9 protein-coding genes are annotated in these 14,919 nt (G+C 69.6%); 2 read left to right on the top strand and 7 right to left on the bottom strand.

From position 1 onward, the window contains the following. Window positions 1-12 precede the first annotated feature (12 nt). From B5F23_RS02220 to B5F23_RS02235, 4 genes are all read right to left on the bottom strand, one after another. Window positions 13-198 carry a hypothetical protein gene (locus tag B5F23_RS02220; RefSeq protein ID WP_087351164.1) on the bottom strand — a complete coding sequence of 62 codons (186 nt, stop codon included), beginning with the start codon at window positions 196-198 and terminating at the stop codon, window positions 13-15. Window positions 199-200: 2 nt separating this feature from the next. Continuing rightward, window positions 201-1,673 carry a glutamate synthase subunit beta gene (locus B5F23_RS02225; RefSeq protein WP_087351167.1) on the bottom strand — a complete coding sequence of 491 codons (1,473 nt, stop codon included), beginning with the start codon at window positions 1,671-1,673 and terminating at the stop codon, window positions 201-203. 3 nt (window positions 1,674-1,676) lie between these two features. Further along, on the bottom strand, window positions 1,677-6,272 hold the full coding sequence (gene gltB / locus B5F23_RS02230; protein ID WP_087351170.1) for a glutamate synthase large subunit: 4,596 nt from the start codon (window positions 6,270-6,272) through the stop codon (window positions 1,677-1,679). 841 nt (window positions 6,273-7,113) lie between these two features. Then, window positions 7,114-8,067, bottom strand: a complete 954-nt coding sequence (locus B5F23_RS02235; protein WP_158096097.1) for a CPBP family intramembrane glutamic endopeptidase — start codon at window positions 8,065-8,067, stop codon at window positions 7,114-7,116. A 124-nt stretch (window positions 8,068-8,191) separates the two neighbouring features. On the opposite strand from B5F23_RS02235, the gene B5F23_RS02240 reads away from it, so the two are divergent. Both B5F23_RS02240 and B5F23_RS02245 read left to right on the top strand, forming a co-directional pair. Next, window positions 8,192-10,153, top strand: a complete 1,962-nt coding sequence (locus B5F23_RS02240; RefSeq protein WP_087351176.1) for a BMP family ABC transporter substrate-binding protein — start codon at window positions 8,192-8,194, stop codon at window positions 10,151-10,153. Window positions 10,154-10,162: 9 nt separating this feature from the next. Next, on the top strand, window positions 10,163-10,804 hold the full coding sequence (locus tag B5F23_RS02245; protein ID WP_087351179.1) for a metallophosphoesterase family protein: 642 nt from the start codon (window positions 10,163-10,165) through the stop codon (window positions 10,802-10,804). A 34-nt stretch (window positions 10,805-10,838) separates the two neighbouring features. On the opposite strand, the gene B5F23_RS02250 is transcribed toward B5F23_RS02245, so the two are convergent. The 3 genes from B5F23_RS02250 to B5F23_RS02260 all read right to left on the bottom strand — a co-directional run bounded on the left by B5F23_RS02250 (window position 10,839) and on the right by B5F23_RS02260 (window position 14,919). Continuing rightward, complete coding sequence (locus tag B5F23_RS02250) at window positions 10,839-13,031, bottom strand: alpha-galactosidase (protein ID WP_087351182.1); 2,193 nt, start codon at window positions 13,029-13,031, stop codon at window positions 10,839-10,841. A 161-nt stretch (window positions 13,032-13,192) separates the two neighbouring features. Next, window positions 13,193-14,050 (bottom strand): carbohydrate ABC transporter permease, encoded by an 858-nt coding sequence (locus B5F23_RS02255; RefSeq protein WP_087351185.1) that lies wholly within the window; start codon window positions 14,048-14,050, stop codon window positions 13,193-13,195. Next, a complete protein-coding gene (locus B5F23_RS02260) occupies window positions 14,050-14,919 on the bottom strand; it encodes a carbohydrate ABC transporter permease (protein ID WP_087351188.1) in 870 nt (289 codons plus the stop codon). Before B5F23_RS02260 ends, B5F23_RS02255 begins: the two co-directional genes overlap by 1 nt.

Consider the following 14,919-nt stretch of genomic DNA (forward strand, 5'->3'; position numbering starts at 1 on the left):
GCAGCGCGCAGGTCAAAGCCAGACGAGCTCGGGCGGCGCGTCGTCGTCGGGCTTGCGGGCCTCGTCCGCGGGCCTCTCGGCCGAGCCCCAGGAGGAGGACTCCTCCAGCCACGGACGGTGCTCCGGGGAGGGCTCGAACGCGCGCTCCTCGCCGTTGACGAGCCAGACCAGGCCGATGCCACCGTCGTCGTCGCCCATGGCTAGACCCCCAGCTCCCCGGCCACCTCTGCCGCGCACGCCATGGCGTCTGCGATGGCGCTCACGACGAGCGACGAGCCGGTTCGGGCGTCCCCGGCCACGAAGACCGGCGTCTCGCCCGACGTAGCGGCACGGTGCGAGCCGGGCGCGGCCACCTCCGGCAGCCCCCGCTCCCCGCGCGCCACGCCGAGCGCGTCGAGCACGCCGCGCTCCGGGCCGGTGAAGCCGCACGCCACGAGCACGAGCTGGGCGGGCATCTCCCGCTCGGAGCCCTCCACGGCCTCGGGGCGTCCGCCGGACCAGTCGAGGTCGACCACGCGCAGTCCGCGCACCGCTCCCCTCTCGTCGAGAAGGACCTCGCGCGTGTCCACCGCCCACTCGCGGCACTCCCCGCCCATGAGCTCGATGGCCTCCGCCTGTCCGTAGTCGGTCTTGAGGGTGGCGGGCCACTCGGGCCAGCGCACGGTGCCCGGGCCCGGCTCCGCCGGGCGCGGCATGAACTCGAGCTGCCGCACCGAGCGCGCGCCCTGGCGCACCGCGGTGCCCATGCAGTCGTTGCCCGTGTCGCCGCCGCCGATCACCACGACGTCGAGGCCCGCCGCGCTCGGGAGCGGCTCGCCGCCGTCGAGAAGCGCGCGCGTGGACGCCGTGAGGTAGTCCACCGCGTACGCCACGCCGCCCGCGGCGAGCCCCTCCTCGAAGCCCGCCGCCGCGAGGCCGCGCGGCGTGCGCGCACCCGCGGCCACCACCACGGCGTCGGAGGCGGCAAGGAGCGCCTCGGCCACGCCGGCGTCAGCCGCGTCGGTGCCCAGGCGAAACTCCACGCCGAGCTCCTCCATGAGCGCCACGCGCCGCTCGACCACGTCCTTCTCGAGCTTCATGCTGGGGATGCCGTACATGAGCAGGCCCCCGGCGCGGTCGGCGCGCTCCACCACGCTGACGCGGCAGCCGCGGCGCGCGAGCTCCCACGCGGCCGCGAGGCCCGCCGGGCCCGAGCCCACCACGGCCACGCGCGGGGCGTCAGGCGCCGCCGGCTCGAAGCGCCTCGGGCCGCCGTGGGCCCACTCCCAGTCCGAGATGGCGCGCTCGTTGTCGTGGATGGTCTCAGGCTCGTCGTCGCGCCCGAGGTTGCAGGCGGCCTCGCACAGCGCCGGGCACACGCGGCTCGTGAACTCCGGCAGCGGCGAGGTGAGCGCCAGGCGGTCGGCCGCCTCGCGCCAGAGCCCCCGGTAGAGCAGGTCGTTCCACTCGGGGATGAGGTTGTGCAGCGGGCAGCCGCTCGGCCGCGCGCCGCCAAAGCCGAGGCCCGCCTGGCAGAACGCCACGCCGCACATCATGCAGCGGCTCGCCTGCTCGCGCTGGGCCTCTGGCGGGAGCTGGCGGTAGAGCTCGCGGTAGTCGCGCGTGCGCTCGCCCACCGCACGCAGCTCGTGGACCACGCGGCCCACCGTGAGAAACGCTCCGGGCTTGCCCATGCTTTATGCCTCCCTCATCGCGTCGAACGCGTAGCTCAGGGCCTCCTCGCGCGTCGCCCCGCGCCCCTCTGCCTCGGCCACGTGCGCCAGGACCCGGGCGTAGTCGCGCGGGATGACCTTCACGAAGTCGCCCCGGATGGACTCGAACTGGTAGAGCATCTTGATGCCGCGCGGGCTGGCCGTGCGCCGCACGTGCTCCTCGATGAGCGCGCGGATTTCCGCGAGCTCCTCGGCGCTCGGTGCCTCGAGGTCCACGAGCTCGGCGTTGCAGCGCCGCGCGAGCGTGCCGAACTGGTCGTACACGTAGGCGACGCCCCCCGACATGCCCGCAGCGAAGTTTGGTCCCACCTCGCCGAGCACGAGCACGCGCCCTCCGGTCATGTACTCGCAGCCGTGGGCGCCCACGCCCTCCACGACCACCGTGGCCCCGGAGTTGCGCACGCAGAAGCGCTGGCCGGCGAGGCCGTTGACGAACCCGCGCCCCCCCGTGGCGCCGTAGAAGGCCACGTTGCCCACGATGACGTTCTCGTCGAACTTGTACGTTGCCCCCTCGCGCGGGCGCACCGAGACCACGCCCCCCGAGAGCCCCTTGCCAAAGTAGTCGTTGGCGTCGCCGGAGATGCTGAGCGTCACGCCCGCCGGCAGGAACGCGCCGAAGCTCTGGCCGCCGGAGCCCTCGCAGTCCACCGTGATCGAGCCCTCGGGCAGCCCCTCGGGGTGCGCCTTGGTCACGCGGCTTCCCAGCAGCGTCCCCACGCAGCGGTTGACGTTGTCGATGTCGGCGTGGAAGCGGACGGGCGTGAGGTGCTCGCGGGCGGCCTCGGTGTAGGGCACGAAGAGCGTGGCGTCGAGGGTCTTCTCCAGCTCAAGGTCGGGGCCCATCTCGGGGAGGAAGTGCCGCCCGTCGGCCCCGGGGATGGCCCGCCCGAACTCGCAGGTCGCGGGGGCGAGAAGGTCCGTGAGGTCGAGCAGGTTGGCCTTCCAGTTGGCCTCCCCCTCCACGCGGACCTGCGTGAGGCAGTCGGAGCGGCCCACCATCTCGTCCACCGTGCGAAATCCCAGCGACGCCATGATCTCGCGCAGCTCCTCGGCGACGAAGGTCATGTAGTTGACCACGTGCTCGGGCCTGCCGGAGAAGCGCCCGCGCAGCGCGCAGTTCTGCGTGGCGATGCCGGCGGGGCAGGTGTCGCGCTGGCAGTCGCGCTGCATGAGGCAGCCGCAGGCGACGAGCGGCATCGTCGCAAAGCCGAACTCCTCGGCGCCGAGAAGCGCGGCGATTGCCACGTCGCGGCCGCTCATGAGCTTGCCGTCGGTCTCGAGCACCACGCGGGAGCGCAGGCCGTTGCGCACGAGCGTCTGCTGCGTCTCGGCGAGGCCGATCTCGAACGGGATGCCTGCGTGGTAGATGGAGTCGCGCGGGGCGGCGCCGGTGCCGCCGTTGTGCCCGGAGACGAGGATCTTGTCGGCCCCTCCCTTTGCCACGCCCGTGGCGATGGTGCCCACGCCCGCCAGCGCGCACAGCTTCACCGAGACGCGCGCGTCGGGGTTGGCGTTCTTGAGGTCGAAGATGAGCTCCGCCAGGTCCTCGATCGAGTAGATGTCGTGGTGCGGCGGTGGCGAGATGAGCCCGACGCCGGGCGTGGACTGGCGCACCTCCGCGATCCACGGGTAGACCTTGCGCCCGGGCAGGTGGCCGCCCTCGCCGGGCTTGGCGCCCTGGGCCATCTTGATCTGGATCTCGACGGCGCTCGTGAGGTAGCGGCTCGTCACGCCGAAGCGCCCCGAGGCCACCTGCTTGATGGCCGAGCGTCGCGAGTCGCCGTTCGGCAGCGCGGTCTCGCGCGCCGGGTCCTCGCCGCCCTCGCCGGTGTTGGAGCGCCCGTGCAGGCGGTTCATGGCGATGGCCAGGCACTCGTGCTGCTCGCGGCTGATCGAGCCGTAGCTCATCGCGCCGGTGTTGAAGCGACGCACGATCTGGCTCGCCGGCTCCACCTCCTCGAGCGGCACGGGCGCGCCGGCCGGCGAGAAGCCCATGAGGTCGCGCAGCGTCACGGCGCGCCCGCCGCGGTGCACCCACGCGGAGAACTCCCTGAAGAGGTCGTAGTCGCCCTCGCGGCAGGCGCGCTGCAGCAGGTAGATGGCCTTGGGGTCGATGAGGTGCTCCTCGCCGCCGACCGGGCGCCACTTGGTGAGGCCGAGGGTGGGGAGCTGCTCGGGCGCGGGGGACTTGGCGAGCGCGAGCGCGTCGTCGTAGCGCTGGTCGAGCTCGCGCTGGAGGTCTGCGACCGTGAGGCCGCCCACGCGCGTGGCCGTGAACGTGAAGTACCTGTCCACGAGCTCGTCGGAGAGGCCCAGAATCTCGAAGATCTGCGCGGAGTGGTAGCCCTGCATCGTGGAGATGCCCATCTTGGACATGATCGAGACGATGCCGGCCGTGACTGCGCGGTCGTAGTTGGCGATCGCCTCATCGGGCGCGAGCGACAGCTCGCCGCGCGCGCAGAGGTCGGCGATGCAGTCGTGGGCCATGTACGGGTAGATGCCGGAGGCCGAGAAGGACACGAGGCACGCGAAGTCGTGCGCCGAGAACGCGTCGCCAGACTCCACCACGAGGTCGGCGCGGGTGCGCAGGCCGCAGCGGATGAGGTGGTTGTGCACGCAGCCCAGGGCCAGCAACGACGGGACGCTCACCTCGCCGGCCGCCGCGCGGTCCGAGATCACCACGATGTTGGCGCCGGCGCGCACGTCCTTCTCGACGCGCGCGGCAAGCTCGTCGAGGGCGTGCTCGAGGGCGCCCGGGCCTCCGGAGCGCGGGTAGGTGGCGCTCACGCGGGCAACGCCAAAGCCCACGCGGTCGATCGCGCAGACGCGGCGGAAGTCCGCCTCGGAGAGCATCGGGCCCGGCAGGAGCACGAGGCGGCAGGTGTCGCGGCAGTCCTCGAGGAGGTTGCCGTGGTTGCCGAGGTAGAGCACCGAGCTCGTGACGAGGCTCTCACGCAGCGCGTCGATCGGCGGGTTGGTGACCTGGGCGAAGAGCTGGTTGAAGTAGTCGAAGAACGAGCGGTGCCTCGTGGAGAGGCACGCGAGCGGGGCGTCGGTGCCCATGGAGGCCAGGGGCACGCCGCCCTTCTCGGCCATGGGGCGCACGACCTCGTCCACGTCGTCGAAGTGGTAGCCGAGGCGCGCCATGCGCGTCACGAGCGGCACGCCCGCGTCGCGCTCCGCCGGCAGGCCCGAGGCGTCCGGCTCGGCGAGGTCGGCGAGGTCGATGGTCTCCTGGTCGAGCCAGTCGCGGTAGGGCTTCTCGGCCGCAAACCGGTCGCGGATCTCGTCGTTCCAGATGACGCGCCCCTGGTCGGGGTCGACCTCGAGCATCTCGCCGGGGCCGAGGCAGCCCGCGCGCAGGACGTTCTCGGGCTCCACGTCGATGGTGCCCACCTCGGAGGAGAGGATCAGGCGCTCGTCGCGAGTGACGTAGTAGCGCGCGGGGCGCAGGCCGTTTCTGTCGAGCGCGGCGCCCACGAGCCGCCCGTCGGTGAAGACGATCGCCGCCGGCCCGTCCCAGGGCTCCATGAGCATGGACTGGTAGGCGTCGTATGCGCGGCGCTTCTCGCTGAGCTCCGCGTTGTGGTCCCACGGCTCGGGCATCATGAGGGTCACGGCGCGGTCGATGGGCCGACCGTTCATCGTGAGAAACTCGAGCACGTTGTCCAGGATCGCGGAGTCCGAGCCCTCGCGGTTGATGATCGGCATGACGCGCTCGAGGTCGGCGCCGAGCTCCGGCGAGTAGAGCATGGGCTCGCGGGCGCGGATCCAGGAGACGTTGCCGCGCAGGGTGTTGATCTCGCCGTTGTGGATGATGAGGCGGTTGGGGTGCGCGCGCTCCCAGCTGGGGGTGGTGTTGGTGGAGTAGCGCGAGTGCACCAGGGCGAGCGCCGTCTCCACCGCGGCGTCGCCGAGGTCGAGGTAGAAGCGGCGCATCTGCGTTGCGACGAGCATGCCCTTGTAGACGATCGTGCGGCTGGACATGGAGCACACGTAGAAGATCTTGCCCGCGAGCGCCGGGGTCGCGTCGGCGGCGCGCTCGATGGTGCGGCGGGTGACGTAGAGGCGCCGCTCGAAGTCGCGACCGCGCGCGACGTCGTCCGGGCGGCGCAGGAACGCCTGATAGATGGTCGGCATGCAGGCGCGCGCCGTGGAGCCGAGGTCGTGCGGGTCGACCGGCACCTCGCGCCAGAACAGCAGCGGCACGCCGCACTCCGCGCACCCGCGCTCGAAGACCTGGCGGGCCGCGGTGACGCCAGCCGGGTCCTCGTGCGGCAGGAAGAGCATGGCGACGCCGTAGTCGCCCTCGTCGGGAAGGAGCTGGCCCTCCTTCTGCGCCTCCTTGCGGAAGAAGCGGTGCGGGACCTGGAAGAGCACGCCCGCGCCGTCTCCGGTGTTCTTCTCGAGACCCTTGCCGCCGCGGTGCTCGAGGTTGACGAGCACCGAGAGCGCGTCGTCGAGCGTCTGGTGGCTGCGCCTGCCCTGCAGGTGCGCGATGGCGCCGATGCCGCAGGCGTCGTGCTCGTACTCGGCGCGGTAGAGGCCGTCTGTGCCCATGTGTCCCCCTTCGTCTGTGTTCAAGGGGCAGTCTACGGCGCGCCCGGGCACGGCGAGAAAAGCGAGACGAACTTGCTACGCGCTCGCCACGAGCGCGTTTCCGAGACGCCATCTGCGCGACGCACGACGGAAACGGGCGGGAAACGTTGGGCCGCGCGCGGCTCCGGCAGTCGCGGGCCGGTGCCGCGCGCCCGGCGCCGTACGCCCGGTATACCCCCCCGCCCGCCGCACAATTCCGGAATTGTGCGCCCGCGGGCGGGCACTGGGGAGCAAAGCGCCTGTTGGGGCCCTTCTCGCGCTTAGAGAACCCGCGTCGTCCCGGGCGCTTTTCGCACAATTCCGGAATTGTGCGGGAGGGGCCCGCATGACCCGGCCTCTCCAAGCGCGAGAAGAGCCTCAGCCGGGAAAACCCCTCCGCGCGCCCCGCCCGGCCGCACAGTTCCGGAACTGTGCGAGGCGGACGGGGCGAGAGGGGCGGCGGGGAGGCGCGGACGCTTAGGAGATCGGGGTTATGGCAGCCGCGGCCTCCGGGGCGCTTAGGAATCCGGGGTTGTCCCGGCCTCGGGAGGGCGAGAGGGACGGCGCGCCGTGCCATAACCCCGGATTGCTAAGCAAAGACACGGGTTCTTCTCGCCATAACGCGGTTTTCCTAAGCGCGCCGAAGGGGGCGGCTGCCATTACCCCGGATCTTTAAGCGCGCCGAGGGCCGCGGCTGCCATAACCCGGAATTCCTAAGCAGGCGAGGCAGTACGCGGGGCGAGGCGGCACACGGTCCGAAGCGGCACGCCGGTCGAGGCGGCAACGCGCGGGGCGAGAAGAACCCCCCCCCCGCACGGAGGCGCTACAGCCCCTCGGGCGGAACGGGGCGTCCGTCGGACGAGCCGGGCGCGGGGACGTCGTCCCCGGCGTCCTCGCGGGCGTCCCAGGCGCCGCCGAAGGGGCCCGGCGCGGGAAGCGGCGCCGTCTCGAGCAGGCGCCAGCCGCGCACCGCGCAGGGCACGTAGAGCGCGGCCGCGATCGCGTACACGACCACGAGCGCAACCCCCATCACGACGGCGAGCGCGTCCCCGCCCTGGTAGACGTAGCTGCCGACGACCTGCTCGCCGCCGCCGAGCACCGCGAGCGGGGCCATGAGCAGAAAGTCCGTCAGCGCGTGCAGAACCGCCACGCCAAGGACGCTGCGCGTCCGGACGTAGACCGCGCAGAGCAGCAGGCCGATGAAGCCGGCCTGCGCCGTCTTGAGGAGCATCTGGGCGACGGCGAGGGGGTCCGTGGAGCCGGCGGCGGAGCTCACGTGCACGGCCCCGAAGACGACCGACGAGACCACGGCGCTTGCGAGCAGGCCGTTTCTGGTGGCGCCGTGACGCGAGAGCATCCCGCCGAACAGGACCACCCTGAACAGGACCTCCTCGAAGACGCCCACGAAGGCACAGAGGAAGGCGACGCCGACAAGGTCGGACGCCCACGACGCGGACAGCGCCGCCGCGCCGCCCGCGGCCGCGAGCTCGACGAGGCTGGAGAGCTCGACGGCGCACAGCGCGCCGGCCACGGCGAGCGGGTAGACGCCCAGCCGAAGCGACGAGCGCACCCCCGCGCCCGTGGGGGCGAGCGAGCGGGCGCCGCCGAGCAGCGCCGCGAAGGCGCAGACGAGCGCCGACAGCAGGACGCGCTGGAGGCCCTGGTCGTAGTAGAACGGCAGCGCCGGGAAGGACGGCACCGCCTCGAGCGCGATCAGGCCCGCGACGAAGAGCGCGAGCGAACAGACGAGCTTGTTGCTTCTCGTGACGTGCGTCATGGGGACCTCCTCGTTCTTCTCGCAGGATACCCGATGTCGACCACCGGCATACCGCACCACGGGGGCGTCCCAAACGCTACCATTGACGCAGGGGGAAACGTCCGCCGCAAGCGAAGGGAGCCTCATGCTCGAGGACTACGCCAAGGCCCGCAAGCTTGGCCTCAAGCAGGTTGAGCGTGACGTCTCGGACGGCCACTACCCCTATCCCCCCGCGCTCGACGACATCCTCAAGAACCAGGGCTACCAGGGCGAGGTGCCCGTCGGCCTCACCGAGGTGGACCTGACGCTCATCGCCGGAACCAAGACGCGCGGGCGCCAGAACATGTTCTCGAGCGACTTCATGCCCATCGCGGAGGCGAGCTCGGAGTTTGCCGCCAAGTGGAGCGACCTCATCGACTCCCAGCGCGCCGAGGGCCTGCGCGACCCGATCGTCGTCTACGAGTACCTGCAGCGCTTCTACGTGCAGGAGGGCAACAAGCGCGTCTCGGTCTCGCGCTACCTCGGCATGCCCACCATCCTCGCCAACATCACGCGCGTGATCCCCATGCCGTCGGACGAGAAGGCCCTGCGCGTCTACCACGAGTTCACGCGCTTCTACCGCGTGGCGCCCATCTACGGCATCATCTCGTCGGAGGAGGGCTTCTACGCGCGGCTCGCGGCGCTGCTCGACCAGGACCTCGACACCCCCTGGCCCGAGGGCGTCGTGCGCGACCTGCGCTCGGTCTTCGACGCCTTCTCGTCGGCGTTTCGCGCGCGGGGCGGCGACTCGCTCAACCTGCAGGTCGGCGACGCACTGCTCACCTACGTGACGATCTTCGGCTTCGAGCACGTGCGCGCCCTCTCCCCCGCCCAGGTCGGCGAGGAGGTCGGCCGCATCTGGGGCGAGTTCGTGGTGACCCAGGGCGAGGGCGCGCGGGCCTACCTCGAGGACCCGAGCCTCGAGCGCACCGCGCCGCTGCCCAAGCTCAAGAACCTCGCCAAGACGGCGGTTCTCGCCAAGCCCTTCCGCGTGGCCTTCGTCTACGACCGCAACCCGCTCTCCTCGGGCTGGATCGCGCTTCACGAGCGCGGCCGCGAGAAGCTCGAGCGGCGCCTCGGGGCGACCGTCTCGACGCTCTCCTTCACCGACCGAAGCTCCGACGCCGCCTTCGACCAGGCCATCGACGAGGCCGTCGAGCGCGGGACGGACCTCGTGATCACCTGCTCCCCCACCCAGATGCGCCAGACGCTGCGCGCCGCGGCCGAGCACCCGGGTCCGGCCTACCTCAACTGCTCGGTGAGCCTCTCGCACAGCGCCGTGCGCGGCTTCTACGGGCGCATGTACGAGGCGAAGTTCCTGCTCGGCGCGCTCGCGGCGAGCCTGGCGGGCCACCACAAGGTGGGATACGTCGCCGAGTCCCCGGTCTTCTCGACCGTGGCGGAGATCAACGCCTTCGCCATCGGGGCCGCCATGGTCGACCCGTACGCGACCGTGCACCTCAAGTGGCTCTCGGCCAAGGACTACGACTGGCGCCGCGAGCTGCGCGAGGAGGGCGTGCACATCATCTCCGGGCGCGACTACGCCAACCCCCTCGCCCCGCGCGAGTCCTGGGGCCTGTACCGCGTGGGCGACAACGGCTCCGAGGAGCACCTCGCCGAGCCCGTCTGGAAGTGGGGCCGCTACTACGAGCTGCTCGTGCGCTCCATCAGAAACGACACCTGGAAGAAGGAGGGCGAGAAGATCCAGGGGCAGTCGCTCAACTACTGGTGGGGCATGTCCGCCGGCGTGCTCGACGTGCGTCTCTCGCCCGAGCTACCGCGCGGCCAGCGCATGCTCGTCGACGTCCTGCGCCAGTCGGTCCTCTCGGGGCGCGTCCACCCGTTCACCGGCGAGCTCGTCGCCCAGGGTGGCGACGTGGTCCAGGGCCCGGACGCAGGGCGCCTCACGAGCGAGCAGATCGTGCGGATGCGCTGGCTCAACGAGAACGTGATCGGGCGCCTCCCGGAGCAGCGCGAGCTCTCCCGCGACGGCCTCGTGGAGGTCGAGGTGGCCGGGGTCATCCCCGTCGACCCCTCGACGGTCCTGCTCAAGGACACGAGCCGCTAGGGGGCGACCATGAGGATCCTCGCCATATCGGACGTGCCGGAGGGCTGGCTCTGGGAGCGCTGGGACCGCGAGCGCGTGGCCGGGGTCGACCTCATCATCTCCTGCGGCGACCTGCCGGCCACCTACCTCGAGCACATCGTCACGCTCGCCAACGTGCCGCTGCTCTACGTCCAGGGCAACCACGACACCGCCTACGACGACCACGCGCCGGAGGGCTGCGTCTCCATAGACGGGCAGCTGCGCGACTTCTGCGGCTTGCGCATCATGGGCCTTGGCGGGTCGATCCGCTACAACGACGAGGTCCACGGCTTCACCGAGGCGGAGATGGCGAGAAAGGCCGCGCGCATGGCACTTCTCGCCAGCGCCACCGGCGGGGTCGACGTCATCGTGACGCACGCGCCCCTGCGCGGCTACGGCGACCTCGACGACCTCCCCCACCGCGGCTTCGAGGCGCTCGGGCGGCTCATCGAGCGCACGCGGCCGCGCTACCTGCTGCACGGCCACGTGCACATGGAATACGGCCGCATCGAGCGCGTGCGCGAGCACCCCTGCGGGACCACGATCGTCAACGCCTGCGGCTCCTACGTGCTCGACATCCCCGACGAGTCGATCGGCGGCCGCAGCGGCCTGTTCGGCGTGGAGGGCGTCTAGGGCCGCCGCGGACGGCTCGCGGCGGCCCGCGCTCCTAGTCCACGCGCTCGAGGCGGTACATGAAGTTCTCGTAGGGCGAGTTCGGCACCGTGAGCGGCAGGCCCATGTCCATGAGGGCGTCGGCCGAGAACTCGGTCCCGTTGCTCACCATGCGATACGTGGCCCCCGGCGTGAGGCCACGCGGCACGACGTAGTTGGCCTTGGCATAGCCGTCCACGCGCGTGACCACGGCGCACACGAGCGCCTCGGAGCCGTCCTCGCTCACGAACTCCCATGCCGCCACGTCGTCAGCCCTGGGATCGCTGAGGCGATAGAACAGCCCCTCGCGCACGAGGTGCTCGATGTCGCGATAGGTCTTGACCTGGGTGCGGATAATCTCGCAGGCGCGGTCGGGCAGGTCCATCAGATCAAGCTCGTAGCCAAAGGCGCCGCCCGCCATGGCCACCGTTCCGCGCGCGCCGAGCGGCACGGTGCGGCCCGTGATCTCGTTGGGGCAGGCCGAGACGTGCGCGCCCACCGCGGAGCACGGGTAGCCAAAGGAGGTGCCGTACTGGATCTCCAGGCGGTTGCGGGCGTCGGTGTTGTCCGACGTCCAGATCTGCGGCGTGTAGTAGAGCATGCCCGCGTCGAAGCGCCCGCCGCCCGCCGAGCACCCCTCGATGAGCAGGTCCGGGTAGCGCGTGCGCACGCGCTCGAGCAGGTCGTAGAGACCGAGCATGTAGTCGTAGAGGACCTTGCCCTGGTCGGTGGCCACGCGGGAGTACACGTCCACGATCGAGCGGTTGTAGTCCCACTTGACGTACTCGATGCCGCCCTGGTCAAGCACGGCGCTGAGCTGCTCGAAGAGGTTGTCGCGCACATCGGCGCGGGAGAGGTCCAGGACCAGCTGGTCGCGACCGAGCACGGGGTCCTTGCCCGGGATGGCAAGCGCCCAGTCTGGATGCTCGCGGAACAGGTCGGAGTCCTCGTTGACCATCTCGGGCTCGACCCAGATGCCGAAGCCCAGGCCGCACTCGTTCACGCGGCGCGCGAGGTCGGCCACGGTCCCCCCGAGCTTGGCCATGTTGGGCACCCAGTCGCCCAGGCCACGATGGTCGTCGGAGCGGGCCCCAAACCAGCCGTCGTCCATGACGAGCATGTCAAGGCCGAGGTCGGCGGCCTTCTTGGCCAGCTCCACGAGCCTGTCGCCCGTGAAGTCAAAGTAGCAGGCCTCCCAGCTGTTGATGAGCACGGGGCGCGGGCTGTCGCGCCAGGGGCCACGGCAGACGCGCTCGCGGATGCAGCGGTGCAGGTTGTGCGAGATGCGCTCGAGGCCGGCCGCCGAGTAGGTCATGATGACCTCGGGCGCCACGATCTGCTCGCCGGGCTCGAGCGGGTAGGAGAAGAGGTCGGAGGCCAGGCCCATCTGCATGCGGGTCTGCTCAAACTGGTCGCGCTCCACCTCGGCAAGGAAGCTGCCGCTGTAGACAAAGCTCATGGACCAGGCGCGGCCGGAGGTCTCGGTGGCGTCGCCGTCACAGAGAACCATCACCGGGTTGTACTGGTTGGAGGACATACCGCGGCGGCTGCCCACGCTAAAGGAGCCGTTGCCCACGGCATGGCGAGAGAGACGGCGCTCCATCGCGTGGCGCCCGTCAAAGGTGATGACGTCAAAGTCACCGGTCACGAAGTCGAGGCAGGCGGTCTGCGCCTTCTCCACGGTGATGCGCCCGGTCCCGACGTTTTTGATGACGGCGGCACGAGTGATGACGTCGTAGGCGGGCATCAGTCCATAGAGGAGCTCCACCTCTAGGCCAAGGCGCTCGTCGGCGAGCGTGATCGAGAGGCTCTGAGCCGCGTCCTGCTGACCCTCGTCGTAGACGGCCGGCAGGCCCGGCAGGCCGTACTTACCGTCGCGCAGCTCGTGGGACTTGTAGCGCAGGTCGCACCCAAAGGTTCCGTCGTCACCGCGAACCATCAACAGGGGGCTCCTCATGTCGCCCTCGCCCTGGAAGGGATACTCCTGCGGAAGGACGTCGAGCGAGTAGGTGCGGTCCGCCACGTCATGCGGGCAGCCGCACATGCCGCTGCGGTCCGCGTAGGTGATGAGATAGGACGTGTTGGCAGACGTCCTGGCGCCATAGTAGAGATGGAGCAGATAGCCGTGCTCGTCGACCCGCATCTGATAGGTGGTCCGCTCGGTAGAGAGCGTGAAGATGCGCTCGGGGGCATCGTACGAAAGGGGCATGTGGCTCCTCACTTTCCTCTCTTTGCCGGAAGTCCGGGCAGAGTGTAGCGCATGAGACGGAACGGTGGATCCAACGAGGGGGACGCCCGGAACCCATCACAAAATGTATGGATTCCGGGCGCCAGGGGGAACGATGCGTTACCCGCTTGGATGTGCGGGGTCTACTTCACGGCACCGTTGGTGACGCCGCCGATGATCTGCTTCTGCGCCACGATGTAGAAGATGATCATCGGGAGCATGGCGAGCAGGTAGGAGGCGAAGGCCAGATTGTAGTTCGTGGCAAACGCCGTCTGGAAGTTCATCTGGGCGAGCGGCAGGGTGTTCACGCCGGTGCCGCCCATGATGACGAGCGGGGTCATGACGTCGTTCCACACGGCCAGGCCCGTGATGACGGCCACGGTGGCGTGCATCGGCTTCATGAGCGGGAAGATGACCTTCCAGTAGGTGGTCCAGGTGGAGGCGCCGTCGACGCGCGCGGCCTCCTCGAGGGCGGTGGGGATGTTACGCAGGTAGCCCGTGTAGAGCATCATGTTCATGGGCATGTAGAAGACCACGTACAGGACCATGACGCCGACCATGTTGTCCAGGTGCAGGACGGCCGTCTGCTTGACGAGCGGCATCATCAGGATGGCGAAGGGCACGTACATGCCGGCCACGATGAAGTAGTAGGACCACTTGAACAGGCGCTTCTTGTCCATGTTGCGCCCGATCGCGTAGGCGGCGAGGCTGTGGACGAGGATCGAGACCACGACCGCCACCACGGTGATGATGAGCGAGTTCATGAACGAGTTGAAGAAGTCGGTGACTTCCATGGCCTCGATGAAGTTGTCGAGGCTCCACGTGGACGGCAGCGACAGGATGCCCGCGATGTCGTTGGTCATCTCGGAGGGGTCCTTGAAGGCGATGACCACGGCCATGTAGAGCGGGAAGATGATGGTGATGAGGCCGATGATGAGCAGGATGGTGATGGGCCAGTTGACCCGCTCCTTGACCTTGGCAGGAACAGTGTTGTTAGCCATTAGAGCTGCTCCTCCTTACTGTTCAGGAACTTGGTCTGGGCGATGGAGATGACGGCGATCACGATGAAGAAGATCACCGCGTTGGCGCACTGGAACCCGAACTGGCTGTTGTTGAGGCCGTTCTGGTAGATGAGGTAGGAGATGGACTCCGTGGACTGCGCCGGGCCGCCGGAGGTCATGGCCACGATCTGGTCGAAGGTCATGAGCATGTCCTTCATGACCAGCACCATGTTGGTGGTGATCGACGGCATGATCAGCGGGAACGTGAGGTAGCGGAACTTGTCCCAGCCGGTCGCGCCGTCGAGCGCGCCCGCCTCGTAGACGTCCTCGGGCACCGACGAGAGGCCGGTGATGTAGATGATCGTGGTCTGCGCGCAGGCCTGCCAGACGAGCACCACCACGATGGCCACCCACGCCCACTCGGTGCTCGCGAGCATGGAGGTGGTCCCGGTGAGGGCCGGAACGATGTAGGTGAAGAAGTAGCTGAACACGTAGCCGACGACCAGGCCGCCGAGGATGCGGGGCACGAAGTAGATGCCGCGCAGCGCGCTCTTGAACTTGATCTTGCTCGAGAGCCCGATGGCCAGCACGAGCGAGATCACGTTGACCAGGATCGTGGAGACCACGGAGATCTTGAACGTGAAGAGGTACGAGTTGCCCACGCGGGCGTCCTGGAACAGGTCGATGTAGTTCTGCAGGCCCACGATCTCGAAGGAGCCGTAGCCCTTGGAGTCGGTGAAGCTGTAGAAGAAGCCGGTGAGCAGCGGGATCGTGTTGAAGGCGATGAACAGGATGAGCACCGGAATCAGGATTGCGAGGAAGGTGCGGTTCCTGTCAGATCCCGCCTTTGATGCGGCGATACTTGCCAT

The organism is Olsenella sp. An188 (genome assembly GCF_002160255.1).
Lineage (GTDB): Bacteria > Actinomycetota > Coriobacteriia > Coriobacteriales > Atopobiaceae > Thermophilibacter > Thermophilibacter avistercoris.

What these genes read in the sequence shown, in the direction of transcription:
- B5F23_RS02220 (WP_087351164.1), bottom strand. Translation starts at nt 198, where the DNA reads ATGGGCGACGACGACGGTGGCATCGGCCTGGTCTGGCTCGTCAACGGC.
- B5F23_RS02225 (WP_087351167.1), bottom strand. Translation starts at nt 1,673, where the DNA reads ATGGGCAAGCCCGGAGCGTTTCTCACGGTGGGCCGCGTGGTCCACGAG.
- gltB (WP_087351170.1), bottom strand. Translation starts at nt 6,272, where the DNA reads ATGGGCACAGACGGCCTCTACCGCGCCGAGTACGAGCACGACGCCTGC.
- B5F23_RS02235 (WP_158096097.1), bottom strand. Translation starts at nt 8,067, where the DNA reads ATGACGCACGTCACGAGAAGCAACAAGCTCGTCTGTTCGCTCGCGCTC.
- B5F23_RS02240 (WP_087351176.1), top strand. Translation starts at nt 8,192, where the DNA reads ATGCTCGAGGACTACGCCAAGGCCCGCAAGCTTGGCCTCAAGCAGGTT.
- B5F23_RS02245 (WP_087351179.1), top strand. Translation starts at nt 10,163, where the DNA reads ATGAGGATCCTCGCCATATCGGACGTGCCGGAGGGCTGGCTCTGGGAG.
- B5F23_RS02250 (WP_087351182.1), bottom strand. Translation starts at nt 13,031, where the DNA reads ATGCCCCTTTCGTACGATGCCCCCGAGCGCATCTTCACGCTCTCTACC.
- B5F23_RS02255 (WP_087351185.1), bottom strand. Translation starts at nt 14,050, where the DNA reads ATGGCTAACAACACTGTTCCTGCCAAGGTCAAGGAGCGGGTCAACTGG.
- B5F23_RS02260 (WP_087351188.1), bottom strand. Translation starts at nt 14,919, where the DNA reads ATGGCAAGTATCGCCGCATCAAAGGCGGGATCTGACAGGAACCGCACC.